The sequence below is a fragment of the Sphaerotilus mobilis genome (assembly GCF_004216565.1).
Classification (GTDB): domain Bacteria; phylum Pseudomonadota; class Gammaproteobacteria; order Burkholderiales; family Burkholderiaceae_C; genus Sphaerotilus; species Sphaerotilus mobilis.
In genome coordinates this window covers 74,236-99,266 of record NZ_SGWV01000008.1, presented here as the reverse complement: position 1 = coordinate 99,266, position 25,031 = coordinate 74,236, and the positions used below count along the sequence as shown (strand labels likewise).

The window sequence follows — 25,031 nt, the reverse complement described above, 5'->3', positions numbered from 1 at the left end:
CCCAGCCATGGCCGAGACCCGTTCCACCTGCCCCTATTGCGGCGTCGGCTGCGGCGTCGTCATCGCGCACGAGGCCGGTGCGATCACCGGCGTGCGCGGCGATCCTGACCATCCGGCCAATTTTGGACGGCTGTGCACCAAGGGCAGCACGCTGCACCTGACGGCCACGCCGGTGCTGCTGCAGACCGCCCGCCTGCACCGCCCGATGGCCCGCACCCAGCGGGGCGCGCCACTGGCACCGATCGGCTGGGACACGGCGCTGGACCGGGTCGCGGACCGCCTGGCCGCCACCATCACCGATCACGGCCCGGACGCGGTCGGCTTCTACCTCTCCGGCCAGTTGCTGACCGAGGATTACCACGTCTTCAACAAGCTGGCCAAGGGCCTCATCGGCAGCAACAACGTCGACACCAACTCGCGCCTGTGCATGAGCAGCGCGGTGTCCGGCTACAAGTCCAGCCTGGGCGCGGACGCCCCGCCCGCCTGCTACGACGATCTGGCGCTGGCCCGCACCGTCTTCATCACCGGCAGCAACATGGCCTGGGCCCACCCGGTGCTGTTCCGCCGACTCGAAGACGCCCGAGCCGCCCGGCCCGACATGAAGCTGGTGGTGGTCGACCCGCGCCGCACCGAGACCGCCGCCGTCGCCGACCTGCACCTGGCGATCCAGCCCGGCACCGACGTGATGCTGCATCACGCGATGCTGCACATCATGCTGGCCGAAGGCCTGCACGACGCAGCCTGGATCGCCGCCCACACCAACGGCTTCGAGGCCCTGCGCGAACGTGTGCGCGACCTCACCCCGGCCCGTGCCGCGCGCATCTGCGGCGTGCCAGAAACAGACATCGTGCAGGCCGCCCGCTGGTTTGCCGGCCAGTCGACGGACGGCGGGCGATTCCCGACCCTGAGCCTGTATTGCCAAGGACTCAACCAGAGCAGCAGCGGCACCGACAAGAACACCACGCTGATCAACCTCCACCTGACCACCGGCCAGATCGGCCAGCCCGGTGCCGGGCCACTGTCGCTGACCGGTCAGCCCAATGCGATGGGCGGGCGCGAGGTGGGCGGCCTCGCCACGCTGCTGAGCGGCCACCGCGACCTCGGCAACCCCGAACACCGCGCCGAGGTGGCCCGCCTGTGGGGCGTCACCGATGTGCCGGCCCGGCCGGGCAAGGCGGCTGTGCAGATGTTCGAGGCGGCGGCCGACGGCGAGATCCGCGCCCTGTGGATCGCCTGCACCAACCCCGCTCAATCGCTGCCCGACCAGGCCATGGTCCGGCGTGCCCTGGAACGCTGCGAGTTTGTCGTGCTGCAGGAGGCCTACCGCCACACCGCCACCACGCCCTATGCCGACCTGGTCCTGCCCGCCAGCAGCTGGGGCGAGAAGGACGGCAGCGTGACCAACAGCGAACGCCGCATCAGCCGCGTGCGCCCCGCCATCGATGCGCCCGGCCTGGCCCGCCACGACTGGCTCATCGCCCGCGACGTGGCCCAGCGGCTCGAAGCGCGCCTGCCCTCGCGCCGCACGCCCGAGTCGGCCGGCCGTTCGATGTTCGATTTCCGGACGCCCGAATCGGTCTGGCTCGAACACCGCGAGATGACCCGCGGCCGCGACCTCGACATCACCGGTCTGGACTGGGCTGCGCTGGACCGCGCCCCGGCGCAATGGCCGTGCCCGCAAGGCCAGACCACCGGCACGGCCCGGCTCTACACCGACGGCCGCTTCGTCACGGGCGACGGCCGCGCGCGTTTCAGCGCCCCGGCCCCGCGCGGCCCGGCCGAATCCTGCGACGACGACTTCCCGCTGGCCCTGACCAGCGGCCGCCTGCGCGACCAGTGGCACGGAATGAGCCGCACCGGGACGCTGGGCCGGCTGCTCGCCCACACGCCCGAGCCGGCGCTGCAGATGCATCGGCGCGACCTCGAACGGCGTGGCCTGACCGGCGGCGACCTGGTGCGCGTGCGGACCCGGCGCGGCGAACTGGTCCTGCCGGTGCAGGCGAGCGACGAGCTGGCCGAGGCCCAGGTCCATCTGGCCATGCATTGGGGCAGTGAGGTGCTGGGCGGTGCCGGCAGCGCGGGCGTCAACACGCTGACGCAGCCGATCTGCTGCCCGTCATCCGGCCAGCCCGAGCTGAAACACAGCGCTGCACAGGTCGAGGCCGTCGACCTGCCGTGGCGTGCGGTGGCCGCCGCCTGGTTGCCCGAATCCGACTGGGTCAGCACGCGAGAAGCGCTGCAGGCGCTGATGGCCCGGCAAACCTACGCGAGCTGCGTGCCCTTCGGCCGCGAACCGCAAGGCCGCGTCGGCCTGCTGCTGCGTGTGGCCGCCGACCAGCCCTTGTCAGCGGACTGGCTGAGCCAGCTTCAGGCGCTGTTGAAGCTGGACGCCGGCACCGTGCTGCGCTACGCCGACCGCCACGCCGGCCAGGACCGCGCCATGCACCTCGACAAGGCTGGCCGCCTTGACGCCTTCCTGCTGTCGGGCGACACGCGAGCGGCCTCGTGGATGCTGGACCTGCTCCAGCAAGACGGCGACGCCGCCGCACTGGGCCGTTCCCTGCTCGCCGCCAGCCCGACCTCACCGTCTCCGCTGCCCGCCCGCAGCCCGCAGATCTGCGCCTGCCTGGACGTCAGCCTGCAACGCATCCAAGACACGCTCGGCGCCCTGCCCGAACACAGCGCCGACCCGGCCGACCGGCTGGCACGCCTGCAAGGTGAACTGAAATGCGGCACGCAGTGCGGTAGCTGTCTGCCCAAGCTGCGCACGCTGGTGCAGGACAGCCTGACAGCGAAGGTGGTCGTGCAGGTGGCGGTGGCAAGCGCCGCGCGGACCAGCAGCCCGAGGTCCATCAGCCCAATGGCTTGATCGCCAGGCTAGGCGCTGACGCGGGTGACCCGTGAAGGTGCTGCCTTGCGCGGCCGCGTGCTGCGGGCCCTGTCTGGCCTGGGCGCGGGGATGCACGAAGCTGCCATTGCGAGGGTGTCATGCCCAGGCGTTGCAGGAAGACGCGCCCGAAGGCCCCAGGGCTGACATAGCCCACGTCGGCGGCCACCTGCTTCACCGGCAGACCCTGGCGCAGCAGCGAACGGGCGAGACCCAGACGCCAGCCGGTCAGGTATTCGCCGGGGGGCACACCGACCGTGCGCGTGAAGTGCGCGGCGAAGCGGGCCCGCGACATGCCGGCCTGCTCGGCCATCACCTCCAGGGTCCAGGGACGCGCGGGATCTGCATGCAGCGCGCTGATGGCCTTGGCCAGTCGGGGGTCGGCGAGGCCGGCCATGACGCCGCCGTCCACCAACTGGTGGGCCATGGCATGGCGCAGAAGCTGGATCACCAGCACCTCGGTGAGGCGGTCCACCACCGCGCCATGTCCGCAGCGGCCGGCCTGCGCCTCGCCAAACAGCAGTTGCTGGGCGAGATCAAGGCCGGGCAGTTGGGCCAACGGCACGCTCAGCAAGGCCGGCAGACCGAGCAGCAGCGGGTTCTCGTCACCGGCGCCGAAATCGATCGACGCACACACGACATCGGCGCCCTCGCCCTCTCCTCCGTCGAGCCGGTACGCACCGGCACGCGGGAAGAACAGCACGCTGGGTTCGCTGACCACACGGTGCCGCCCCAGCGTGTCGGTCACGCCCAGAGGCCCGCGCCGCAGCAGGTGCAAATGGCCGATGCCGGCACCGCCATCGAAGTCGGTGATGCCGCACAGCGCGCCGCTGTGGAACACACGTGCATGCAGTTCGAAGCGCTGGAGCAAGGCAGACAGACGGTCAGACATGGCGCACGCGGATGAGACGAATGGTTCAATATTGGAGATGAACGGATGCCAATCATCTCATTGAAGGCACTACATTGCGGCGACCCCCATCCGCCTTCTGGAGACCTGACATGTCGACGACCTCCCTGCCGTCCCCGCTGATCCCGCGTCAGCCTGTGCCGACCCTGGAGGTGCCGACGCTGGACCACGGCAGCTTTACCCTGGCGGAGGACGCCGCTGCGAACTTCACGCTGGTGGTGTTCTATCGCGGCCTGCATTGCCCGGTCTGCCTGAAGTACCTGCTGGAACTCGGCCGCCTGCAGCCCGAGTTCACCAAGCGTGGTGTGAAGGTGATCGCGATCTCCAGCGATGGGCGCGAGCGCGCACAAGCCATGGCCGACAAGCTGAAGGCTCCTGAATTGCGGATGGGCCACGACCTGGGCCTGGACAAGGCACGTGAGTGGGGGCTGTACATCAGCACCTCGCGCGGCGTCACCTCCATCGGCATCGAGGAACCGGCGCTCTTCTCCGAGCCCGGCGTGTTCATCGTGCGGCCCGACGGCACGCTGTACTACGGCGCGGTGCAGACCATGCCCTTCGCGCGGCCGCACTTCGACGACCTTCTGGGGGCGCTGGACTTTGCGCTCGACAAGAACTACCCGGCTCGCGGCGAGTACATCGGAGCGGTATGAACGAGATGCGCCTGCTTGGTCTCACCCGGCGCCGGGCCCTGTTCGCAGGGCTGGCCGGGCTGAGCACGGTCAGCGGGCGGGTCGGCGCGAAGACCTTCGCGTCGCCTGACCCGAAGCCCTGGGCGGTCCATGCCGTGCCGGCAGACGAACCGATCCGACAGCTGCATGCGGGCGGACCCTCAGGCTTGTTGGGCACCGGCGCGAGCGGCAGCTTGTGGGCGTTGTCGCTGAACGGCCAGGCGCCACGCCGCATCACCCATGGGCTCGACCCGAGCACGCCCATCGCCACGGGCCATGGCCGCATCGCCGCGCGGATGGCCGACGGCGGACTGTGGGTCTGGGAAGGAAGTGAAGGGGGCGGAGGGGGCGGCCACGCGCGCCCATCGACGGCGGCGAGCCTGTCGGTCCATGCGGGACTGCTGGTCCTGCCGCTGGCGGTGCTGGCGGTGGTGACGGTGGTGAACCCGAGCGCGCAGCCTGCCAACGCGCTCAGCCATCGACTGGCCCGATTTGAACCCGACCCGGCTGGACGCTGGCGCGAAGTGGCGCGGTCCAGCGACGCCGTGCTGCCCGACGCGCGACCGGTGCAGGTCGACCTGGATGGCCGCGGTGACGGCGGCCACGTCGTGGTGCTGGCCGGCCCGGACGGCAGCCGCTACGACCATGGCGTCCTGGGCGATGCGATTGAAGCCACGCGGGTGCTCTGGCTCGAACGCCACGGGCTGGACGTGTTGCGCGAACTGAGCTTGCCCGCACCGCATGTGTTCGAAGACATCGCGCCCCGGCCGGTGATGCTGCCCGGCACGCAGGGTGGGCGCGGCTTGCTCACGGTGCGATCCGGCCCTGACGGCGGGCAACTGGCGCTGGTGACAGCCGACCTGGCACGGCCCCGGTCCCTGCGTCTGTCCTCGGTGGGCGACACCGTCGGCGGCCATCACCGCTGGCTGGCACCCACGACCGACGGCCAGCACATGGCGGCGGTGCACACACCGCACATCGGTGGCGTGCTGCACGCCTATCAGAGCGACGGCGAGCGACTGCTCCGTCGCCGCCTGCTCGCCGATGTCAGCACCCACCGCATCGGAACGCGCGAGATCGACCTCTCGGCTTGGCTGCAAGGCCTGTTGATCTTGCCCAGCCAGGACGGCAGGCAGCTGCGGCTGTTGAACCCGGCAGCCGACTGGACCGAGTTGACGGCGGTGGAACTTCCAGGTCGCGCCACCCTGACCGCCGCCTTGCCAGACGCTGCTGCACTGGCCGTCTTGCTGGACGGGGGCCTGGTCGTGCGGATGGGGGCGGCGGGGCGCTCGGCCTCTGGCGGTTGATCGCCACAAAGGAACGCCACGAAGGATCGCCGGGCCGGTGGGCGCGGCTCGATGCGCGCGCCCGCCTACACCCGCGCCGGCGGCTTGCTCAGTGCACCGCCACGCCCGTCGCCTTCTGAATGTCCTCATGCGACACGCCCGGCGCGGCTTCGACGAGCTTCAGGCCTTCGGGGGTCACGTCCAGCACGGCGAGGTCCGTGATGATGCGGTTGACCACGCCGACGCCGGTCAGCGGCAGGGTGCACTGGGGCAGGATCTTCAGGTCGGTGCTGCCGTCCTTCTTGGTCGCGACATGCTCCATCAGCACGACCACGCGGCCGACGCCGGCCACCAGGTCCATCGCGCCGCCCATGCCCTTGACCATCTTGCCGGGGATCATCCAGTTGGCCAGGTCGCCACGTTCGCTGACCTGCATGGCGCCCAGGATGGCCAGGTTGATCTTGCCGCCGCGGATCATGCCGAAGCTGTCGGCGCTGCTGAAGATGCTCGATCCCGGCAGCGTCGTGACGGTCTGCTTGCCGGCGTTGATCAGGTCGGCGTCGACCGCGTCATCGGTCGGGAAAGGGCCGATGCCCAGCAGGCCGTTTTCGCTCTGCAGCCAGACCTCCATGCCTTCTGGCACGTGGTTGGCGACCAGCGTGGGCAGGCCGATGCCCAGGTTCACGTAGTAGCCGTCCTGCAGTTCACGCGCCGCGCGGGCGGCCATCTCGTCTCGGGTCCATGCCATGTCTTGCTCCTCGGTCCTGGGACCTGGTTCAGGCCGCCGCCTTGCGGACGGTGCGTTGTTCGATGCGCTTCTCGGGGGTCTCGTTGAGCACGATGCGGTGCACGAAGATGCCCGGCAGGTGGACCGCGTCCGGATCGAGCGCGCCGGTCTCGACGATCTTCTCGACCTCGACCACGGTGATCTTGCCGGCCTGCGCCACGTTGGGGTTGAAGTTGCGCGCGGTCTTGCGGAAGACGAGGTTGCCGCTCTTGTCGGCCATGTAGGCCTTGACCAGCGAGACCTCGGGCGTCAGCGCACGTTCCATCACGTAGGTGTGACCGTCGAACTCGCGCAGTTCCTTGCCCTCGGCCACGATGGTGCCCACGCCGGTCTTGGTGAAGAAGGCCGGGATGCCCGCACCGCCCGCACGCAGCTTCTCGGCCAGCGTGCCCTGGGGCGTGAACTCCAGCTGCAGCTCGCCGCTGAGGTACTGGCGCTCGAACTCCTTGTTCTCGCCGACGTAGCTGGAAATCATCTTGCGGATCTGGCGCGTCTGCAGCAGCTTGCCCAGCCCGAAGCCGTCGACGCCGGCGTTGTTCGAGATGACGGTGAGGTCCTTGACGCCGCTGGCCTGCAGCGCATCGATCAGGGCCTCGGGGATGCCGCACAGGCCGAAGCCGCCAACCGCCATCAGCTGGCCGTCGTGGACGATGCCGTCGAGCGCGGCGGCCGCGCTCGGGTAAACCTTGTTCATGCGTGGGTCTCCGATGGAGGGGTCACAGGGGATCTTGGAACGGCCTGCAGCGTACTACTTAAGCCCTTACGTAGTGGATACGTAGAATTGACTCAGGGTTAGCCCGGAGCCTGCATGACCGCCAGCGATCTTGACCTTGACTACCGCACCGCCTTCGACCTCGCACCCATCGGCATGGTGCTGTCGCGCCACCGCCTGATGGTCGATTGCAACCGCCAGATGCTGGCGATGTTCGGGGCCCAGCGCGAGCAGCTGATCGGCCTGAGCTTCGAGGTGCTCTACCCCAGCACGGCCGAGTTCGAGCGCACCGGCGCGCGCATCGTGGCCAGCCTGGACCGCGATGGCCGCTATGCCGACGAGCGGGTGATGAAGCGCCTGCACGCGCCCCATGGCGACGAGCTGTTCTGGTGCCATGTCTCCGGTCGCGCGCTGGACCCGACGCAGCCGCACGCGGCGGGCATCTGGACCTTCGAGGACCTGTCCGCGCTGCGCCAGCTCAAGGCCGACCTGACCCCGCGCGAGCGCGAGATCGCTGCACTGCTGATCGAGGGTCTGACCAGCAAGCTGATCGGCAAGCGCCTGACCATCAGCCCGCGCACGGTCGATGTCTACCGGGCCCGCCTGATGCGCAAGTACGAGGCGTCGACCACGCCCGAGCTGGTGCACAAGCTGCTCAGCGCCTAAGGCCAGAAAAGCCAATCGCGCACGCGCACGCCGCAGAGCCCGCGTCTCGTCGAGGGGCCGTTCCGTGACCGTTTGACGCTGCCAAGTGCGGGGCGTATGTTGCGCCGCACGTCTGGTGCGGCCGGCATCGACCGCGACGTTCACGAACGACAACGAGGAGCCCCGAATGATCCAGTTCCAGGTCAATGGCCAGGCGCGCAGCGTCGACGCCGACCCCGAGATGCCCCTGCTGTGGGCCCTGCGCGAAAACCTGCAGCTCACCGGCACCAAGTTCGGCTGTGGCATGGCGCTATGTGGCGCCTGCACCGTCCACCTCGACGGTCAGGCCGTGCGCTCTTGCCAGACGCCGCTGTCGGCGGTGGCGGGCAAGAAGGTCGTCACCATCGAGGGTGTCGGCGCGCAAGCGGTCGGCAAGGCCGTGCAGACCGCCTGGATGAAGCTGGACGTACCCCAGTGCGGCTACTGCCAGTCTGGCCAGATCATGAGCGCCTGCGCCCTGCTCAAAGACCAGCGCAAGCCCAGCGACGCCGACATCGACGCGGCCATGAGCGGCAACATCTGCCGCTGCGGCACCTACAACCAGATCCGCGCGGCCATCAAGGACGCGGCGCAGAACCTGGCCAAGGGAGCCTGAGATGACACACATCCACCACCCGCAAGACAAGTCCGACGCGGCCCACACCGCTGTCACCGCCGACACGAAGGCGGCGCAGCACGCCGGCCAGCCGCTGCTCGAACGGCGCGCCTTCCTGGGCACCAGCGGCGCGCTCGTGCTGGGCTTCGCGCTGCCCTCCGGCGCGCTGGCCGCCGGCCGCCAGGCGTCGATGACAGAGGGTCATGTGCTCAATGCCTGGGTGCGCATCGGCAGCGACGACACGGTCACCGTCATCTGCGGCTCGGCCGAGATGGGCCAGGGCGTGCTGACCGCGATCCCGATGCTGCTGGCCGAGGAACTCGACGCCGACTGGGCCCGCGTTAAGGTCGAACAGGCACCGGCCGATCCGGCCTACAACAACCCGATGTTCGGCATGCAGGCCACCGGCGGCAGCACGACGGTGCGCGGCCACTGGGAGCCGCTGCGCAAGGCCGGCGCCGCGGCCCGCGCCATGCTGATCGCCGCTGCTGCTGAGCGCTGGAAGGTCGATGCGGCGCAGTGCCGCACCGCCGCTGGCGTGGTCACCGGACCGGGCAACCGCCGCGCCCGCTACGGTGCGCTCGCCGAGGCAGCGGCGCGTCAGCCGGTGCCCGCCAATGTGGTGCTCAAAGACAGCAAGGACTTCAAGATCCTGGGCCAGCCCAAGAGACGCCTGGACACGCCCAACAAGCTCAACGGCAGCGCGAAGTACGGCATCGACGCCCAAGTCCCCGGCATGCTGGTCGCGGTGATGGCGCGCGCACCGATGCCGGGCGCCAAGGTCCGCACGCTCGATGACAGCGCCGCCAAGGCTGTGCCCGGCGTGCGCCAGGTCATCAGCATCCCGCACGGTGTGGCCGTGCTGGCCGACGGCTACTGGACGGCTCGCAAGGGCCGCGACGCGCTGAAGATCGACTGGGACCAGGGCGCCACCGCCGAGCTGACGACCGCCAAGGTCGAGCAGATGCTGGGCGACGCGGCCAAGGCCGGTGCACCGTCGGTGGCCAAGGCCGCTGGCGATCTGGCCGCCGGCCGTTCCGGCGCCACGAAGCAACTGGAGGCCGACTACAGCGCGCCCTACCTCGCCCATGCCTGCATGGAGCCGATGAACTGCACCGCCTGGGTCAAGGGCGACGAGGTCGAGATCTGGGCCGGCACCCAGAGCCAGGGCCCGGCCCAGGGCATCCTCGGTTCGGTGGCACAGGTCGCGCCGGCCAAGGTCAAGGTCCACACCATGATGCTGGGCGGCGGCTTCGGCCGTCGCTTCGCGCCCGACTTCGCCATCGATGCGACGCTCTTGTCCAAGCTCAGCGGCAAGCCGGTCAAGCTGATCTACACCCGCGAGGACGACATGGCGGCCGGCTTCTACCGCCCGGCCGCCGCCGCGCGCTTCACCGGCGCGCTCGATGCGGCGGGCAAGCTGCTGGCCCTCAGCGCGGACGTGGCCTCGCCGTCGATCATGGGCGGCTCGGGCTTCATGAAGATCCCCGAAAACGGCGTCGACCACTTCGCCGTCGAAGGCATCGCCGACATGCCCTACGACATCCCCAACCTGCGGCTGGCCTACAGCCGTCAGGAGCCGGGGCCGCAGGTCTGGTTCTGGCGCTCGGTCGGACACTCGCAGAACATCTTCTTCATGGAAGGCTTCATCGACGAGCTGGCCCAGGCCGCCGGTCGTGACCCGTACGAGTTCCGGCGTGAGCTGCTGGGCAGCCAGCCGCGCTACAAGGGCGTGCTGGAGGCAGCGGCCAAGGCGGCTGGCTGGGGCAAGCCACTGCCGGCGGGCGTGTTCCGTGGCATCGCGGTGGGCCAGAGCTTCGGCAGCTACGTGGCCGAGGTGGCCGAGGTCTCGGTGGCGGCCGACGGCACGCCCAAGGTGCACCGGGTTGTCGCGGCGGTGGACTGCGGTCAGGTGGTCAACCCGGCCATCGTCCAGCGCCAGATCGAGGGCAGCATCGTCTACGGTCTGAGCGCTGCGCTCTACGGCAAGCTGGAGATCGAGGCGGGCCGGGTCAAGACCAGCAACTTCCACGACTACCCGATGCTGCGCATGAACGAGATGCCCAAGGTCGAGGTCCACATCCTCGCCAGCAGCGAGAAGCCCGGCGGCATCGGCGAGCCCGGCACGCCGCCGGTCGCTCCGGCGGTGGTCAACGCGATCGCCGCAGCCACCGGCAAGCGCCTGCGCAGCCTGCCGATCGACGCGGGCAAGCTGCGTCGGGCCTGAGCCTCAGGTCGGGCACCGCATGAGGTTTGAAGGGCGCCACTGGCGCCCTTCATTCGTTTAAGCGTCGCTCTTCAACGACGCCGCAGCCGATCCACGTCGAGGCTGCCGTCGGGCATCAACCAGGCCCGCAGTTCGACCTCGTCGCCGGGGCCGGGCTGCTTGTCGCGCCGGCCGCCCGGCGGCAGCACCAGGCCGTCGAGCGTGCCGTCGGCCGACATCACACCACGCAGGCGGATGCGGGCACCGCCCCGGATTGGCGCGGGCTTGCCGGTGGCGTCCCGGGCACCCTGGCGGATCCAGTCGTCGACCAGCTTGATCTCGTCGGCGCCCAGCCAAGGCGGACCGTCGTAGGGCATGCGCGGCCGGGCATGGCCCTTGACTCGACGGGACAGCTCGCTGGCTTCGGGTCGACCCGGCACGACCCGGGCGCGGTCATTGGCCGAGACGGTCGCCTCATAGCTGTTGAGCACATAGCCCTCCGGGGCCGGGCCCATCAGACCCTGCGGGCTGTGGCACTTGGCACAGCGGGTCGCCAGGATCGGCGCGACATGGGCCCAGGTCGGCGGCTGGCCGGCGGCGGGCTTGGGCGCAGCCACGGCCGCAGCTGGCGCGATGGCGCCGCCGGCGGGCAGGCCAGCGGCGATCCAGCGTTCCACGCGGGCGATGTCGGCGTCGTCCACCCACGGCGGGCCGGTCAGCGGCATGCGTGGCAGGCTGATGCCCTTGAGCCGCTTGACCAGTTCGCTGCTGCCCGGCTGACCCGACACGACGACGGCGCCGCGTGTGCTGCCCTTGGTGAGACCGGCCAGCGTGTCCAGCGCCAAGCCCGCCGCCGCGCCCGCGCCGCTGTGGCAGAGCACGCAGCGCTGCTGGAACAGCGGCTGCAGGTCGGCATAGGTCGGCGGTTCGGCGGCCAGGCTGGCCAGCGTCGACACGGTCAGCGCGAGGCCGGCGATCCAGCGTGGCATGGCCGTCATCCGCGCTGGCCTGTGGACAGCACCTCGGGGTTCAGGGCGGTCGGCGGACGGCCGCCGGTGAAGCGGGCGATCAGGTTGTCGGCGGCCAGGTTGGCCATGGCCATGCGGGTCGGGATGCTGGCGCTGCCGATGTGCGGCGTCAGCACGACGTTGGGGACCGTGAGCAGGTCCGGATGCACGGCGGGCTCGCCCTCGAACACATCCAGGCCAGCGGCGGCGATCACGTTCTGGCTCAGCGCCTGAGCCAGTGCCGCGTCGTCGACGATGCCGCCACGGGCGACGTTGGTCAGCGTCGCGGTCGGCTTCATCTTCGCCAGTTGCGCCGCGCCGATCAGGTGGTGCGATGCCGGGCTGTAGGGCAACACGATGATCAGGTGATCGGATCCCTGCAGCAGGCCGTCGAAGTCGACCCAGCGCGCGCCCAGCGGCTGCTCGATCTCGGGCGCCAGCTTCGAACGGTTGTGATAGATCACCTTCATGCCAAAGCCCAGCGCGCCGCGCCGGGCGATCGCCTGGCCGATCCGGCCCATGCCCAGGATGCCGAGCGTGCGGCCATGCACGTCCTGGCCGCACATCATGTCGACCGACCACTTCTGCCACTTGCCAGCCCGCAGGTAATGCTCGCTCTCGGCGAGGCGGCGGGCGGCGGCCATCATCAGCGCGAAGCCCAAGTCGGCAGTGGTCTCGGTCAGCACGTCCGGCGCATTGCTGGCCAGCACGCCGTGTTCGGTGCAGGCCGGCACGTCGATGTTGTTGTAGCCCACCGCCATGCTGCAAACCGCCTTGAGCTGCGGGCAAGCCGCCAACAAGGTGCGGTCGATCGGCTCGCTGGTGGTGACAAAGACGGCGTCAAAGCCTTGCAGGCGCGCGATCAGCGCGTCGCGGCTCCAGACCGCGTCGTCGGTGTTGACCTCGAGGTCGAAATGCTCACGCAAGCGGTCGATCACGGGCGTGAAGACATTGCGGGCGACCAGCAGGCGGGGCTTGGCGGACATGTCGGTTTCCTGGGCTCGGGTGGGTCGAAGTAGGGATTTCAGCAGCGCGACGTCAGCGCATCCAGATGAAGGTCATCGCGATGAACAGTGGGATCAGCACCGCGCCGCTCCAGGCCATGTAGCCGAAGAAGCTGGGCATCTTCACGCCACGATCTTCGGCAATGGCCTTGACCATGAGGTTGGGCGCGTTGCCGATGTAGCTGTTGGCGCCCATGAAGACGGAGCCGGCCGAGATCGCCGCCAGCACCGGTGCCAAGGTCGTCATCAGCACCTGCGGGTCGCCACCGGCGAGGTTGAAGAAGACCAGGTAGGTGGGCGCGTTGTCCAGGAAGGACGACAGCAGGCCAGAGGCCCAGAAATACATCGCCGGGATGGGCTGGCCGTCGGGCGCGGTCACCAGGTTGACGACCGGCGCGAAGGCCCCCGCGCTGCCGGCCTTGAGCATCGCCAGCACCGGCGTGATGGTCAGGAAGATGCCGGCGAAGAGCTTGGCCACCTCCTGCATCGGCGCCCAGTTGAACTGGTTGTCCTGATGCACGCGGCGATGGGTCAGCTGCAGCGAGGCCACGATCACGCCCAGCAACGCGACGTCGCGCACCAGTTGTTCGAGCCCGACCTGGAAGCCGGCAACGTCGATGTGGATGCCGGGCTTCCAGGTGCCGCTCATCAGCACCAGCGCGACGATCACCAGCAGCAGCAGCAGGTTGACGCGGCCCTCGATCGCGAAGCGGTCGTCGTCGGGCGTCGGGTCGGCGCGCTCGACGCCTTCACGGCGGTAGAACCAGGTGTCGACGAGCCAGAAGATCGCCAGCAGCGCGCCGACAAGGAACAGCGTTTCCGGGAAGACGTGGCCCAGGGTCCAGAAGAAGTCGACGCCCTTGAGGAAGCCCAGGAACAGCGGCGGATCGCCCAGCGGCGTCAGCGAGCCACCCGCGTTGCTGACGATGAAGATGAAGAACACGACGACGTGGGCCGCGTGCTTGCGGTTGTCGTTGGCGCGGATCAGCGGCCGGATCATCAGCATCGACGCGCCGGTCGTGCCCATGAAGCTCGCCAGCACCGCGCCAATCACCATCAGCAGCGCGTTGAAACCCGGACTGCCGTGGAAGTTGCCCCGGATGTGGATGCCGCCAGCCACCGTGTAGAGCGCCGTCAGCAGCACGATGAAGGGCAGGTACTCGGCCACCAGCGCATGCACCAGACCCTGCCCGGCCAGGCCGGCGCCGAACACCGCCGCGAAGGGCAGCAGGAAAGCCAGCGACCAGCCGGCCGTGATCTTGCCGAAATGGTGGTGCCAGACGACGGGCATCAGCAGCGGGCACAGCGCGATCGACAGCAGCAGGCCGGCAAACGGGATCGCCCAGGCGGCGGACAAGGTGCTGCCGTCGACCTCGGCCGCGTGTGCAAGCGGCGTGACCAGCAGGCTCAGGCTGGCCAGCAGCCAGGCGAGTCGGGGTTGGCGTCGAACCAGGGACATCAGGGCTCCAGCGGGTGGGGAGAGGGTAAGCGGGGCGCCCGATGCTAGCGGCGCACTGCGGGCCCCGCGCCGGCAATCGCCCCTACGTGGGAGCACGCAGGGCGCCCCGTGCGTGCCAGTCTTCCCAGGCCAGTTCGAGCGTGCGCCGCTGCACCGCGACGGTCTGCGCCAGGTCGATCCCGTAACCCCCACCCATGCAGATCGCCACCGGAATGCCCCGCTGGCGCAAGGCCGCGTAGACCCGGCGATCGCGTTCGGCGACGCCGTCTGCCGTCAGCTTCAGGCGGCCCAGCCGGTCGCCCTCGTGCACGTCGGCACCCGCGTTGTAGAAGGCCAGCCCGGGCAGGCCATCGGCATGGGCCGTCCACAGACGGTCGAGCGCGGCATCCAGCGCGGCCAGGTAGTCGGCATCGCCGCAGCCGTCGGGCAGGGCCACGTCGTCGTCACTGGCGACCTTGCGAAAGGGGAAGTTGTGCTGGCCGTGCAGCGACAACGTCCAGACCGTCGGGTCGTCGGCCAGGATCGCGGCGGTGCCGTTGCCTTGGTGCACGTCCAGGTCGATCACCGCCACACGCAACAGGCGGCGATGGTGGCGGTGCCATTCGGCCTGCATCAGCCGGGCGGCCACGGCCACGTCGTTGAAGACGCAAAAGCCACTGCCGGCATCGGTGCTGGCGTGGTGGGTGCCGCCGGCCAGGTTGGCGGAGACGCCCTCGTGCAAGGCCGCGCGGGCGGCGGCGATGGTCGCGCCGACCGAGCGGCGCGAGCGCTCCGCCATCTGTGGTGACCAGGGGAAGCCGATCTCACGCTGCTGGGCGGCGCTGAGGTGGCCGTGCAGCACCGCATCGACATAGGACGGCGTGTGCGCCAGTGCCAGTTCACCGGGCGATGCGGACGGCGCCTCGACAAAGCGCGCCTGCGGCAGCGCCACCGCCAGCGCGTCGTGCAGGTCGCGGTACTTGCGCATCGGGAAGCGGTGGCCCTCCGGCAGGGGCAGCACGAAGTGATCGCTGTAGTGGCATTGCATGGCGGAATTGTGTCTGCAGGCCGCCAGATGCCCGGAAAGGACGCCGGCTAGAGCTTCCCCCCTAATCTCTGCTGCACTGCAGCAACGACGCTTGCTTTTGCGTTCCGGGCTCCTATACTGACCCCATTGCTGCAGTGCAACAAACACGCCGCACCCCTTCATGTCACCCAAGGAGCCCTCGATGAACACGTCCCCTGAGCAATTCGCTGCCGCCGGCAAGGCCAACCTCGAAGCCGTGCTCGAACTGAGCCAGAAGGCCTTCGAAGGCGTCGAGAAGCTGGTCGAACTGAACCTGCAAGCCGGCCGCGCCACCCTGGCCGAGTCGACCGAGACCGCCAAGGCCCTGCTGGCCGCCAAGGACGCCCAAGAGCTGCTGGCTCTGCAATCGTCGCTGGTTCAGCCGGCCACCGAGAAGGTCGCCTCCTACAGCCGCCAGGTCTACGAAATCGCCTCGTCGACCCAGGGCGAAGTCGCCAAGCTGGCCGAAGCCCAGTTCGGCGCCGTCCAGGCCCAGATCACCTCGCTGATCGAAGCCGCCCTGAAGAACGCCCCGGCCGGCAGCGAAGGCGCCGTCGCCTTCGTCAAGTCGGCCATGAGCGCCGGCCAGAACGCCGTCGAATCGGCCCAGAAGGCTGCCAAGCAAGCCCAGACCGCCGCCGAAGCCAGCTTCGAGCAACTGAGCCAGACCGCGACGACCGCCGCCAAGGCCGCCACCACCGCCGCCGCTCCGAAGCGCCGCACCGCTGCGTGATTCGGCCGGCTCGGGCTTGATCTGGCGCAAGCCAGGATTCAGCCTGCTGCAGCACACTGCCGTCATGGCGGTTGGCTTCCGGGCCACCGTCCCCCGACGGATCCGCGCAGACCGATGTCTGCGCCACAAGTTGTCTCCTCGGTACCGCGCGAAAGTCTTCTTTCCAGGTACCTTTCAACCCGGCTGATGGCCGGGTTTTTTTATGCCTGCGCCGCTTTCGTCACGGTGCAGCCTCACTCGCAAGCCAGGCACGACCGCCGGGCTTGAACAGATCCCGCACAATCGATTCATGCATTTCCTGCGCACGCGCACCCACATCGTCTGGCTCGGCATCCTGCTGGTCCTGATGCCGCTGATGGCACCCGCCATCAGCCATGCGGTCGTGCGTGCGCAAGGTGGCGACGCCGCCGTGGCGGCCTGGATCGTCGGTCTGGACGACCGCGGCTGGTGCAGTCCGCAAGGGTCCGCCCAGGTCTCCGGCGACGATGCCGGTGTGGAGGCTGCGGACGAAGCGCCCGCTGCACACCGGGCTGCGGCCTGCGACTACTGCAGCTGGCCGGCCGGCCTGAGCGCGGTCCCGATGCTGCCCGCCGGGCTGCTGGATCCGGCCCTGCTGCCGGATGCTGCGCCACGCCACACGGGTCGGGCCACACAGGCCCACCCCTGGCCGTCGGCCCACGGCGCACGAGCGCCACCCGCGGTGACGGCACGGCAGGCCTGACAGCGCCTGCCACACGGCATGGCCGAAGGCGTCCGCGCGGCCCTGCCCTGTTTTTGCCCAGCTTCTGTCCGATCCCCCCGATCGGTCCGGCACGCGGCCCCGATCACCGACCATCCCCCTGCGGCCCGCCACAGCACGGCAGCCGCTCACCACGCCTGAACACCATGACACGCGCTTTCTGCTCGGCCACGCGCCGCCGTTTTGCCCTGACCCTGACCCTGTCCGCCGCCCTCGGCATGGGCAGCCTGGCCGCCCATGCGGCTCCGGCCGATGACCAGCAGGCCATCCGTCACGTCCTGATGAAGACCTTCGACCGCCCGGAAGCGCGCCTGCAGGTCGATCCGATCGTCATCCACAAGGACCACGCGATCGCCGACTGGCAACAGGGTGATCGCGGTGGCCGCGCGCTGATGCGCCGCAGCGACGACGGCCGTCAGTGGGAGATCAACCTCTGCGCCGGCGATGGCCTCAAGCACGTTCACATGCTGGAGCAAACCGGCATGGCCGCTGCCGACGCGCGGGCCCTGTCGGGCGCGCTGGCACGTGCCGAGTCCCGCCTGGACAAGGCCACGCTGGCCCGGCTTGCCAGCTTCGAAGGCATCGTGCGCATGGGCCCGAACGGCGAGCATCCCCCGGTGGCCGGACATGGCGCAGCGGCGCACGGCGGACACGATGCACATGGCTCGCACGCAGGCCATGACGACCACAAGGCCCAACACGGCGGTTCGAAGGCCGCGAAGCATTGACCGCGCCGCAACGCCCAGGAGCCCGAACCATGAACAAGCGTCACCTGTTGCGCACCCTGAGCGTCGCCCTGCTGGCGACCGGTGCCCTGACCACCCTGCCCGCCCTCGCCCATGGCAGCCGGGCTGGCGATGTCCGCATCGACCACCCCTATGCCACGCCGACGCCACCGGGCGTGCGCAGCGGCGCGGTCTACTTCCGTGCTTTGGCCAACACCGGCAAGCAGCTTGATCGCCTGCTGGCCGCCGAGACGCCCGTGGCCGGCAAGGTCGAGTTCCACGAGATGAAGATGGCCGGCGACATCATGAAGATGCGCGCCCTGCCCTCGATCGACCTGGCCCCGGGCCAATCGATCGCGCTGCGCCATGGCGGCGAGCTGCACATCATGCTGCTGGACCTGCGCAAGCCCCTGCAGGAAGGCGACCGTTTCCCGGTCACGCTGACCTTCGAGCGCGGCGGCAAGGAAGAGGTCATGGTCTGGGTCCAGAAACCCCGGACGGCCACCCAGGACATGGACAAGAACCACGGCAGCCACGCCGGTCACTGAGCCTTCGACGCTGGTCGCCCACCCGCCCGCCCGTCCTTCCCGAATCGAACTGGAAACGTCTTGACCTTCGCCCGACGCACCTTCAACCGCTCACTGCTCGCCACCACGGCGACGCTCGCACTGGGCGGCCTGCTGACCGCCTGCACGAAGGCCCCACCGCCGTTCAAGAACATCGACATCACCGATGCCGAATACGCCAAGGGCTTCTCGCTGAGCGACCCGGACGGCAAGGTCCGGACGCTCGACGACTTCAAGGGCCGCCTCGTGATGGTCTTCTTCGGCTTCACGCAATGCCCGGACGTCTGTCCGACGGCCTTGACGCGGGCCATCGAGGTCCGCCGCCAGCTCGGCCCGCAGGGCGACAAGCTGCAGGTCATCTTCATCACCGTCGACCCCGAGCGCGACACCGCCGAGCTGCTCAAGGGCTACACCGCCGCGTTCGACCCGAGCTTCCTCGCCTTGCGGGGCGACGACGCCCAGACCCGCGCCACGGCGCGCGACTTCAAGGTCTTCTACAGCAAGGTGCCGACCGGTTCGACCTACACGATGGACCACACCGCGCTGTCCTACGTCTACGACACGCAAGGCAAGTTGCGCCTGGCCGTGCGGCACAACCAGACCGCCGACGACATCACGCACGACCTGAAGATCCTGCTCGGCGCGGGTTGAACGCCCCAACCCCACTCGATCCTTCTCGTCCCTTCCAGAACCCCTCCAGAACCCTTCAACCTCCTTCCAGGACACCCACATGAACCGCTTCAAGACCCTGACCCTCGCCCTGACCACGGCCCTGAGCCTGGCGACCTTCGCCGGCAGCGTGCAGGCACAAGCCGCCGTGCAGGCCAAGGACCCCTGGGTCCGCCAGACCATCGCGACCCAGAAGGCCACCGGCGCCTTCATGACGCTGACCGCCAGCAGCGATCTGAAGCTGATCAGCGCCAGCTCGCCGGCCGCTCGCGTGGTCGAGATCCACGAGATGGCGATGGAAGGCGACATCATGAAGATGCGCGCTGTGCCGTCGCTGGACCTGCCCTCGGGCAAGGCCGTGGAACTGAAGCCGGGCGGCTACCACATCATGCTGATCGACGTGTTCAGCCCGCTCAAGGCCGGCGCCACCGTCAAGGTGGAACTGGAGGTCGAGGACAAGGCCCAGAAGCGCTCGAAGATCACCGTCGACGCACCGGTTCGCGCCATGGCAGGCATGCCTGCCGCCGGCCACGGTGACCATGGCGCGCACGGCGCCCACAAGGGTCACTGATCCTTGTCGGATGTCGTGCCGAGCAGCCGCCGGCGCGACATCCTGCACAGCGCAGATCGGAAGGGCTGGGCTAGCATCGTTTGCTGAATTTTTCAGTTTCGATGCCGACCCGGCCCTTCTTCATGCCCCACGCATCCGCTTGCCTGTCGCCACCTGTCGGCCCTGCGGCCGCCTGCCATGCCGAACGCTGAAACCCAGCTTCGGCACCTGGCGGCCACGATGGTCGACCTCTCGGGCCTGCGTGAGCGCGGCGCTCTTGAGGAACGCCTGATCGCCGGCCTGGCCGAGATGCTGTCGGCTCGCTCGGTGGCGCTGTGGATCCGTGACGTTGACATGAAGGTTGACATGAAGGTCGACGTGAAGGTCGACATCCAGGCCGCCCCCGGCGACGAGACCCTGCCGACGCCCGGCTGGCGCCTCGCGCGGGCCGTGTCCGCCGGTGCCCTGCCCGTCCCCGATCGTGTGCGCAACCGTCTGCGCGACTGGGTTGCCCATGCCGAGCGCGGCGCCCAGCCCGCCGAGCATCCCGGTCTGTGGGTGCTGCCGCTGCTGCACGGGCACACGCCGGTCGCACTGGTGGAGATCGAGCGCGAGCCGCCGGTCGATGCCGCCGAGCGCGCCCGCACCGAGCAGTTGCTGCGGCTCTACGGCAACCTGCGCCGCCTGCTCGATGACAACGAGTGCGACGAACTCACCGGCCTGCTCAACCGCAAGACCTTCGACGAGAGCTTCATGCGGCTCGGCCCCCTGCGCCAGGTCGAGCCGGTGGAGCTGTTGCCCCTGCTCGAAGACGGTGATGACGACGAGCGCCGCAGCCGGCCGGCGGGTGAGCAATCGTGGCTTGCGGTGGTGGACGTCGACCACTTCAAGCGTGTCAACGACCGCTACGGCCACCTGGTCGGCGACGAGGTGCTGCTGCTGCTGTCACAGCTGATGCGCGACACCTTCCGCCAGAGCGACCGGCTCTACCGTTTTGGCGGCGAGGAGTTCGTCGTGCTGCTGCGTTGCCCGGACGGCCAAGGCGCACGCGCCGCGCTGGAACGGCTGCGGCGGCGCGTCGCCGAACGCGACTTCCCTCAGGTGGGCCAGCTGACCATCAGCATCGGCTACACCCACATCGACGCCGACGACACGCCCGAAAGCGCCTTTGGCCGCGCCGATCAGGCCGTCTATCACGCCAAGCAGGCGGGAAGGAACCAGGTCCACGAACACGCCGAGCTGGTCGCGCTGGGCAAGCTGAACGCGCCCGAGCCGGTCAGCAGCGGCGTGGACTTCTTCTAGGCCTGGCCGTCGAGCGGATCAGATCGCCTCGTCCGACCCGAGCAGGAAGTCCTGCTTGCCGAGGTCGACACCGTTGTGGCGCAGCAGCGCATAGGTCGTCGTGGTGTGGAACATCACGTTGGCCAAGGCCCAGTGGCGCAGGTAGTCGGCGCCCTTGAGCGTGCGGGTGGCGTCGCGGCCGACCGGGAAGGTCACTTCGACGTCCTCGCGGCCGTCCAGCGCGTCGGCCGGCACGGATTCCAGAAAGGCCAACGTGCTGGCGATGCGGGTCTTCAGCTCGGCCAGCGTGGTCTCGTTGTCCTCGAACTTCGGCGCCGTCAGGCCACCGACCCGCGCCACCGCGAGCTTGGCCGCGTCGCAGGCGATGCGCACCTGCGAGGTCAGCGGCAGCATGTCAGGCGCCAGCCGGGCCTGGGCCAGCACATCGGGACTGAACTTGCGGGCCGCCGCGTTGGCGATCGCCTTGTCGAGGAAGTGGTCCATGTTGCGCAGGGCGCGCTTGAAGACCGGCAGGAAGGCGGAGGTCAGGGTGATGGTCATGTCGGTTCCAGGCGAAAGTGGAGTGATCGGGGGGTGAATCGACGTTTATGCGACGAGTGTGCGACGCCTGCGCGACGCGTGTGCGCCGGACATCGCCGGGCCTCAGGCGTCCAGGGTTTCCAGCCAGGCCTGTGCGCTGCGCGCGCTCAGGCGGAAGTCTGCAGCGACCTTCTTGCGCGCCAGCAGCTCGCCCGCCGCGTCGTGTGCGCTGAGGGTGGCGCTGGGCATGTCCTCATCCGGTTCGATGTCCAGCGTGACCTCGACCCGGCCAGCCGGCGTGTCGATGCGCAGGCGCTGATGCAGCTGCGCATGCAGCTGCTGCTCATGCCGGCGCAGGACCTCGTGGGCGGTCTTGATCCAGGTGTTGAAGGCGTTGATGTCCAGCGGCTTGGGGTTCTTCTTGTCGCGCCCCATGGTCCAGGGCGCGACCAGCACCGGCTCGGACTCGCCGCGCCGCGTCATCGACACGGCCCAGCCCTCGTCGTCCTCGTTCTTGATGACGCAGGCGCTCCACAGCGCGTCGCGCCAGAGCTTGGGCGACTGGACCGGCGCCCAGTCGTCGTCAAGCCCATCGGCCGCATCAAGGCCGGGCTCAGACACGCTCGGCAACCCAGCCCTGCACGCTGGCGAGCGCGCCGTCCAGCTTGCTGGCATCGGTGCCGCCAGCCATGGCCAGGTCCGGCTTGCCGCCGCCCTTGCCGCCAACCTGCTGGGCGACGAAGTTGACCAGCTCACCGGCCTTGACCTTGGCCGTCGCATCGGCGGTCACGCCGGCCGCCAGCTGGACCTTGCCGCCGTCGACCGCCGCCAGCACGATGGCCGCGCTCTTGAGCTTGTTCTTGAGCTGGTCCATCGTGGCGCGCAGCGTGGCGGCATCGGCACCCTCGAGCGTCGCGGCCAGCACCTTCAGGCCCTTGATGTCGATGGCCTGGGCGACCAGGCCGTCGCCCTGCGAGGAGGCCAGCTTGCCCTTGAGCGCGCCGAGTTCCTTCTCCAGCGCGCGGATCTGGTCCTGCAGGCCGGCGATGCGCGCGGGCACCTCGGGCACCGCCGCCTTGAGGGCGCTGGCGACGTCGTTGACGGTCCGCTCCAGGCCCTGCAGATAGGCCAGCGCGTTGTCGCCTGTGACGGCCTCGACACGCCGGATGCCCGCTGCGACGCCGCTCTCGGCCACGATCTTGAACAGGCCGATGTCGCCGGTGCGCCCCACGTGCGTGCCGCCGCAGAGTTCTTTGCTCGAACCGATGGTCAGCACCCGCACGGTCTCGCCGTACTTCTCGCCAAACAGCATCATCGCGCCGCTCTTTTGCGCATCGTCGAGCGCCATGACCTGCGCCGCCGCAGCGGCATTGGCCAGGATCTCGGCATTGACAATGGCCTCGACGCGGCGCACCTCGTCATCGCTCATCGGCGCGTTGTGGGCAAAGTCGAAGCGGGTGCGTTCGGCATTGACCAGGCTGCCCTTTTGCTGGACATGCGCGCCCAGCACCTCACGCAGCGCCTTGTGCATCAGGTGGGTGGCGCTGTGGTTGCGCACGGTGCGGCTGCGGCGCTCGGCGTCGACGCGGGCGGTGTAGACGTCACCGACCTTGACCGAGCCCTCGACCACGCGGCCGTGGTGGCCGAACACGTCGGCCTGGATCTTGATCGTGTCCTCGACCAGCACGCGGCTGCTGGCGTTGCGCAGCTCGCCGCTGTCGCCGGCCTGGCCGCCGCTCTCGGCATAGAAGGGCGTGTGATCGAGCACGATGACGGCATCGTCACCGGCGTCGGCCGAGGCCACCGGGCTGCCGTCGACGTAGACGGCGACGACCTTGGCGGTCTCGCAGACCAGGTGCTCATAGCCGTGGAAGGTGGTCGGCGTGCCGCTGTATTCGAGGCCGGCGGCCATCTTGAACTTGCCGGCCGCGCGGGCCTGTTCGCGCTGGCGGTTCATGGCCGATTCGAAACCGGCTTGGTCGACCGTGACACCCCGCTCGCGGCAGACGTCGGCGGTCAGGTCGACCGGGAAGCCGTAGGTGTCGTGCAGCTTGAAGGCGGTCTCGCCGTCGACCGTCTTGGCACCACCGGCCAGCGCGCCTTCGAGGATCTCCATGCCGTGCTGGATGGTCAGGAAGAAGCGCTCTTCTTCCTGCTTGAGCACCTCGGTGACACGGGCCTGGGCGGCGCGCAGCTCGGGGTAGGCCTCGCCCATCTGCGTGACCAGCTCGGCCACGATCAGGTGGAAGAAGGGCTTGCGCGCGCCAAGCTTGTAGCCGTGGCGAATGGCGCGACGGGCGATGCGGCGCAGCACGTAGCCACGGCCTTCATTGCCGGGGATGACGCCATCGGTGATCGTGAACGAGCAGGCGCGGATGTGGTCGGCGATCACCTTCAGGCTGGGCGAGGCCGGGTCGATGTCCTGGCCACCGCTGGCCTCGACGGCCGACTTGGCCGCCGCCAGCAGCGCGACGAACAGGTCGATCTCGTAGTTGCCATGCACATGCTGCAGCACCGCCGTGATGCGCTCCAGGCCCATGCCGGTGTCGACCGAAGGCTTGGGCAGGCGGTGCATCACCCCGTCTTCGGTGCGGTTGAACTGCATGAAGACGTTGTTCCAGATCTCGATGTAGCGGTCGCCGTCCTCGTCCGGGCTGCCCGGCGGGCCGCCGGGGATGCCTTCGCCGTGGTCGAAGAAGATCTCGGTGCAGGGGCCGCACGGACCGGTGTCGCCCATCATCCAGAAGTTGTCGGACATGTAGCGGCCGCCCTTGTTGTCACCGATGCGCACGATGCGCTCGGCGGGCACGCCCACCACCTTGTTCCAGATCTCGTAGGCCTCGTCGTCCTCGGCGTAGACCGTCACCCACAGCTTCTCGGTGGGCAGCTTGAAGTGCACGGTCAGCAGTTCCCAGGCGTACTGGATGGCGTCGTGCTTGAAGTAGTCGCCGAAGCTGAAGTTGCCCAGCATCTCGAAGAAGGTGTGGTGCCGCGCGGTGTAGCCCACGTTGTCGAGGTCGTTGTGCTTGCCGCCCGCGCGGATGCACTTCTGGCTGGTCGTCGCGCGTGTGTAGGCGCGCTTGTCAAAGCCCAGGAAGACGTCCTTGAACTGGTTCATGCCGGCATTGGTGAACAGCAGCGTCGGGTCATCGCCCGGGATCACCGGCGAGGACGAGACGATGGTGTGGCCCTTGCTCTCGAAGAACTTCAGGAAGGTGTGGCGGATGTCGGAGGCTTTCATGGGCGTCGTCAGGTTCGGGATGGGCAATGACTTGGAAGGGATGAGGCTCAATCGAGAACCATGACGCCGGCGCGCTGTGCGGCAGCCGCCATGCGGGCGTCCAGCGTGGCCAACGCGCAGCGGCGCTGCACGGCCAGGTCCACATAGGCGGCATCGTAGGCGGTCAGGTCATGGGCGCTGGCGGCCGCGTGGCGTTGCTGCACCGACGTGTCGGCGCTGCCCAGCACTTCGATGCCATAGGCGTCCAGGCGGGCACAGACCTCGGCCACCTCGTCGCCGCGCAGACGGCCACGACGCACCACGTGGCGCAGCACGTTGGCCACCTCGAAGGGCCAGAGCGCGGGGACCACCAGACGGCCCTCGATGGCCTGATGCAGGCTGACAGGCAACTGCTCGTCGGGCATCACCATGGCCAGCGTGTAGGAGCAGTCGACGACGATCACCGGCGCCCCTCATCGCGCCACTGCAGGATCTCGTCGACCGTGATCGGCCCTCCTCGCTCGGCCATGCGCCGTCCGATGCCTTGCAACTCGGACAGGGCCTGGCGGCGCCGAGCCACCAGATCGGCCGGCACCTCGTTGATCGGCACCAGCTTGGCCACCGGCTTGTTGTGCCGCGTGATCACCACCTCCTCGCCGCGTTCGGCGCGAGCGATCAACTCGGACAGGTGCGTCTTGGCTTCGAACAGACCGACGGTTTCCATGGGGTACTCC

At 69.2% G+C, this 25,031-nt stretch carries 25 protein-coding genes; 13 read left to right on the top strand and 12 right to left on the bottom strand.

Annotation, left to right across the window (positions count from 1 at the left end; translation table 11 throughout):
• The first annotated feature begins 7 nt into the window (after window positions 1-7).
• Window positions 8-2,869, top strand: a complete 2,862-nt coding sequence (locus EV685_RS05840) for a nitrate reductase (RefSeq protein ID WP_130481082.1) — start codon at window positions 8-10, stop codon at window positions 2,867-2,869.
• On the opposite strand, the gene EV685_RS05835 is transcribed toward EV685_RS05840, so the two are convergent.
• Window positions 2,853-3,779, bottom strand: a complete 927-nt coding sequence (locus EV685_RS05835) for an AraC family transcriptional regulator (RefSeq protein ID WP_130481081.1) — start codon at window positions 3,777-3,779, stop codon at window positions 2,853-2,855. The two genes, EV685_RS05840 and EV685_RS05835, sit on opposite strands and share 17 nt — an antisense overlap.
• A 110-nt stretch (window positions 3,780-3,889) precedes the next feature.
• On the opposite strand from EV685_RS05835, the gene EV685_RS05830 reads away from it, so the two are divergent.
• Together EV685_RS05830 and EV685_RS05825 are read left to right on the top strand one after the other, a co-directional pair.
• Window positions 3,890-4,450 carry a peroxiredoxin-like family protein gene (locus tag EV685_RS05830; protein ID WP_130481080.1) on the top strand — a complete coding sequence of 187 codons (561 nt, stop codon included), beginning with the start codon at window positions 3,890-3,892 and terminating at the stop codon, window positions 4,448-4,450.
• Between the two features lie 5 nt (window positions 4,451-4,455).
• Window positions 4,456-5,775, top strand: a complete 1,320-nt coding sequence (locus tag EV685_RS05825) for a hypothetical protein (protein WP_242615448.1) — start codon at window positions 4,456-4,458, stop codon at window positions 5,773-5,775.
• 88 nt (window positions 5,776-5,863) lie between these two features.
• On the opposite strand, the gene EV685_RS05820 is transcribed toward EV685_RS05825, so the two are convergent.
• Together EV685_RS05820 and EV685_RS05815 are read right to left on the bottom strand one after the other, a co-directional pair.
• The gene (locus EV685_RS05820; protein WP_130481079.1) at window positions 5,864-6,502 is read right to left on the bottom strand and encodes a CoA transferase subunit B; all 639 of its coding nucleotides are present in this window, start codon (window positions 6,500-6,502) and stop codon (window positions 5,864-5,866) included.
• A gap of 28 nt (window positions 6,503-6,530) precedes the next feature.
• Window positions 6,531-7,235, bottom strand: a complete 705-nt coding sequence (locus EV685_RS05815) for a CoA transferase subunit A (RefSeq protein ID WP_130481078.1) — start codon at window positions 7,233-7,235, stop codon at window positions 6,531-6,533.
• 114 nt (window positions 7,236-7,349) lie between these two features.
• Between EV685_RS05815 and EV685_RS05810 the strand changes: the two genes are divergently transcribed.
• The 3 genes from EV685_RS05810 (at window position 7,350) to EV685_RS05800 (ending at window position 10,780) form a co-directional block, all read left to right on the top strand.
• A complete protein-coding gene (locus tag EV685_RS05810) occupies window positions 7,350-7,919 on the top strand; it encodes a PAS and helix-turn-helix domain-containing protein (RefSeq protein ID WP_130481077.1) in 570 nt (189 codons plus the stop codon).
• A gap of 115 nt (window positions 7,920-8,034) precedes the next feature.
• A complete protein-coding gene (locus tag EV685_RS05805; RefSeq protein ID WP_420820819.1) occupies window positions 8,035-8,553 on the top strand; it encodes a (2Fe-2S)-binding protein in 519 nt (172 codons plus the stop codon).
• 1 nt (window position 8,554) lies between these two features.
• The gene (locus tag EV685_RS05800; RefSeq protein WP_130481075.1) at window positions 8,555-10,780 is read left to right on the top strand and encodes a xanthine dehydrogenase family protein molybdopterin-binding subunit; all 2,226 of its coding nucleotides are present in this window, start codon (window positions 8,555-8,557) and stop codon (window positions 10,778-10,780) included.
• A gap of 71 nt (window positions 10,781-10,851) precedes the next feature.
• Here EV685_RS05800 and EV685_RS05795 read toward each other — a convergent pair whose 3' ends face one another.
• The 4 genes from EV685_RS05795 to EV685_RS05780 form a co-directional block, all read right to left on the bottom strand.
• Window positions 10,852-11,748 carry a c-type cytochrome domain-containing protein gene (locus tag EV685_RS05795; RefSeq protein ID WP_130481074.1) on the bottom strand — a complete coding sequence of 299 codons (897 nt, stop codon included), beginning with the start codon at window positions 11,746-11,748 and terminating at the stop codon, window positions 10,852-10,854.
• A gap of 5 nt (window positions 11,749-11,753) precedes the next feature.
• The gene (locus tag EV685_RS05790; RefSeq protein WP_130481073.1) at window positions 11,754-12,752 is read right to left on the bottom strand and encodes a 2-hydroxyacid dehydrogenase; all 999 of its coding nucleotides are present in this window, start codon (window positions 12,750-12,752) and stop codon (window positions 11,754-11,756) included.
• 52 nt (window positions 12,753-12,804) lie between these two features.
• Complete coding sequence (locus tag EV685_RS05785) at window positions 12,805-14,229, bottom strand: sodium:proton antiporter (protein ID WP_130481072.1); 1,425 nt, start codon at window positions 14,227-14,229, stop codon at window positions 12,805-12,807.
• Window positions 14,230-14,311: 82 nt separating this feature from the next.
• Window positions 14,312-15,256 (bottom strand): histone deacetylase family protein, encoded by a 945-nt coding sequence (locus EV685_RS05780; protein WP_130481071.1) that lies wholly within the window; start codon window positions 15,254-15,256, stop codon window positions 14,312-14,314.
• 181 nt (window positions 15,257-15,437) lie between these two features.
• On the opposite strand from EV685_RS05780, the gene phaP reads away from it, so the two are divergent.
• From phaP to EV685_RS05745, 7 genes are all read left to right on the top strand, one after another.
• Complete coding sequence (phaP, locus tag EV685_RS05775; protein ID WP_130481070.1) at window positions 15,438-16,007, top strand: TIGR01841 family phasin; 570 nt, start codon at window positions 15,438-15,440, stop codon at window positions 16,005-16,007.
• A gap of 289 nt (window positions 16,008-16,296) precedes the next feature.
• Window positions 16,297-16,728, top strand: a complete 432-nt coding sequence (locus EV685_RS05770; protein ID WP_165396725.1) for a DUF2946 family protein — start codon at window positions 16,297-16,299, stop codon at window positions 16,726-16,728.
• 164 nt (window positions 16,729-16,892) lie between these two features.
• On the top strand, window positions 16,893-17,474 hold the full coding sequence (locus EV685_RS05765) for a copper uptake system-associated protein (RefSeq protein WP_130481068.1): 582 nt from the start codon (window positions 16,893-16,895) through the stop codon (window positions 17,472-17,474).
• A gap of 29 nt (window positions 17,475-17,503) precedes the next feature.
• Window positions 17,504-18,019, top strand: coding sequence for a copper chaperone PCu(A)C (locus EV685_RS05760; RefSeq protein ID WP_130481067.1), 516 nt, complete (start codon window positions 17,504-17,506; stop codon window positions 18,017-18,019).
• Between the two features lie 60 nt (window positions 18,020-18,079).
• The gene (locus EV685_RS05755; RefSeq protein ID WP_420820809.1) at window positions 18,080-18,688 is read left to right on the top strand and encodes an SCO family protein; all 609 of its coding nucleotides are present in this window, start codon (window positions 18,080-18,082) and stop codon (window positions 18,686-18,688) included.
• Window positions 18,689-18,767: 79 nt separating this feature from the next.
• The gene (locus tag EV685_RS05750; protein ID WP_130481066.1) at window positions 18,768-19,277 is read left to right on the top strand and encodes a copper chaperone PCu(A)C; all 510 of its coding nucleotides are present in this window, start codon (window positions 18,768-18,770) and stop codon (window positions 19,275-19,277) included.
• 177 nt (window positions 19,278-19,454) lie between these two features.
• Complete coding sequence (locus EV685_RS05745; protein WP_130481065.1) at window positions 19,455-20,558, top strand: diguanylate cyclase domain-containing protein; 1,104 nt, start codon at window positions 19,455-19,457, stop codon at window positions 20,556-20,558.
• Window positions 20,559-20,576: 18 nt separating this feature from the next.
• Here the strand turns inward: EV685_RS05745 and EV685_RS05740 are convergent, their stop codons facing one another.
• The 5 genes from EV685_RS05740 to EV685_RS05720 form a co-directional block, all read right to left on the bottom strand.
• On the bottom strand, window positions 20,577-21,098 hold the full coding sequence (locus EV685_RS05740; RefSeq protein WP_130481064.1) for a DUF1993 domain-containing protein: 522 nt from the start codon (window positions 21,096-21,098) through the stop codon (window positions 20,577-20,579).
• Between the two features lie 102 nt (window positions 21,099-21,200).
• A complete protein-coding gene (locus EV685_RS05735) occupies window positions 21,201-21,698 on the bottom strand; it encodes a hypothetical protein (protein ID WP_130481063.1) in 498 nt (165 codons plus the stop codon).
• Entirely contained in the window at window positions 21,691-24,318 is a 2,628-nt protein-coding gene (alaS, locus tag EV685_RS05730) for an alanine--tRNA ligase (RefSeq protein WP_130481062.1), read from the bottom strand. The genes EV685_RS05735 and alaS overlap by 8 nt, the downstream gene beginning before the upstream one ends.
• A 47-nt stretch (window positions 24,319-24,365) precedes the next feature.
• Window positions 24,366-24,761 carry a type II toxin-antitoxin system VapC family toxin gene (locus tag EV685_RS05725; protein WP_130481061.1) on the bottom strand — a complete coding sequence of 132 codons (396 nt, stop codon included), beginning with the start codon at window positions 24,759-24,761 and terminating at the stop codon, window positions 24,366-24,368.
• The gene (locus EV685_RS05720) at window positions 24,758-25,021 is read right to left on the bottom strand and encodes a type II toxin-antitoxin system Phd/YefM family antitoxin (protein ID WP_130481060.1); all 264 of its coding nucleotides are present in this window, start codon (window positions 25,019-25,021) and stop codon (window positions 24,758-24,760) included. The genes EV685_RS05725 and EV685_RS05720 overlap by 4 nt, the downstream gene beginning before the upstream one ends.
• Between the last annotated feature and the right edge of the window lie 10 nt (window positions 25,022-25,031).

What these genes read in the sequence shown, in the direction of transcription:
- EV685_RS05840 (WP_130481082.1), top strand. Translation starts at nt 8, where the DNA reads ATGGCCGAGACCCGTTCCACCTGCCCCTATTGCGGCGTCGGCTGCGGC.
- EV685_RS05835 (WP_130481081.1), bottom strand. Translation starts at nt 3,779, where the DNA reads ATGTCTGACCGTCTGTCTGCCTTGCTCCAGCGCTTCGAACTGCATGCA.
- EV685_RS05830 (WP_130481080.1), top strand. Translation starts at nt 3,890, where the DNA reads ATGTCGACGACCTCCCTGCCGTCCCCGCTGATCCCGCGTCAGCCTGTG.
- EV685_RS05825 (WP_242615448.1), top strand. Translation starts at nt 4,456, where the DNA reads ATGCGCCTGCTTGGTCTCACCCGGCGCCGGGCCCTGTTCGCAGGGCTG.
- EV685_RS05820 (WP_130481079.1), bottom strand. Translation starts at nt 6,502, where the DNA reads ATGGCATGGACCCGAGACGAGATGGCCGCCCGCGCGGCGCGTGAACTG.
- EV685_RS05815 (WP_130481078.1), bottom strand. Translation starts at nt 7,235, where the DNA reads ATGAACAAGGTTTACCCGAGCGCGGCCGCCGCGCTCGACGGCATCGTC.
- EV685_RS05810 (WP_130481077.1), top strand. Translation starts at nt 7,350, where the DNA reads ATGACCGCCAGCGATCTTGACCTTGACTACCGCACCGCCTTCGACCTC.
- EV685_RS05800 (WP_130481075.1), top strand. Translation starts at nt 8,555, where the DNA reads ATGACACACATCCACCACCCGCAAGACAAGTCCGACGCGGCCCACACC.
- EV685_RS05795 (WP_130481074.1), bottom strand. Translation starts at nt 11,748, where the DNA reads ATGCCACGCTGGATCGCCGGCCTCGCGCTGACCGTGTCGACGCTGGCC.
- EV685_RS05790 (WP_130481073.1), bottom strand. Translation starts at nt 12,752, where the DNA reads ATGTCCGCCAAGCCCCGCCTGCTGGTCGCCCGCAATGTCTTCACGCCC.
- EV685_RS05785 (WP_130481072.1), bottom strand. Translation starts at nt 14,229, where the DNA reads ATGTCCCTGGTTCGACGCCAACCCCGACTCGCCTGGCTGCTGGCCAGC.
- EV685_RS05780 (WP_130481071.1), bottom strand. Translation starts at nt 15,256, where the DNA reads ATGCAATGCCACTACAGCGATCACTTCGTGCTGCCCCTGCCGGAGGGC.
- phaP (WP_130481070.1), top strand. Translation starts at nt 15,438, where the DNA reads ATGAACACGTCCCCTGAGCAATTCGCTGCCGCCGGCAAGGCCAACCTC.
- EV685_RS05770 (WP_165396725.1), top strand. Translation starts at nt 16,297, where the DNA reads ATGCATTTCCTGCGCACGCGCACCCACATCGTCTGGCTCGGCATCCTG.
- EV685_RS05765 (WP_130481068.1), top strand. Translation starts at nt 16,893, where the DNA reads ATGACACGCGCTTTCTGCTCGGCCACGCGCCGCCGTTTTGCCCTGACC.
- EV685_RS05760 (WP_130481067.1), top strand. Translation starts at nt 17,504, where the DNA reads ATGAACAAGCGTCACCTGTTGCGCACCCTGAGCGTCGCCCTGCTGGCG.
- EV685_RS05750 (WP_130481066.1), top strand. Translation starts at nt 18,768, where the DNA reads ATGAACCGCTTCAAGACCCTGACCCTCGCCCTGACCACGGCCCTGAGC.
- EV685_RS05745 (WP_130481065.1), top strand. Translation starts at nt 19,455, where the DNA reads ATGCCGAACGCTGAAACCCAGCTTCGGCACCTGGCGGCCACGATGGTC.
- EV685_RS05740 (WP_130481064.1), bottom strand. Translation starts at nt 21,098, where the DNA reads ATGACCATCACCCTGACCTCCGCCTTCCTGCCGGTCTTCAAGCGCGCC.
- alaS (WP_130481062.1), bottom strand. Translation starts at nt 24,318, where the DNA reads ATGAAAGCCTCCGACATCCGCCACACCTTCCTGAAGTTCTTCGAGAGC.
- EV685_RS05720 (WP_130481060.1), bottom strand. Translation starts at nt 25,021, where the DNA reads ATGGAAACCGTCGGTCTGTTCGAAGCCAAGACGCACCTGTCCGAGTTG.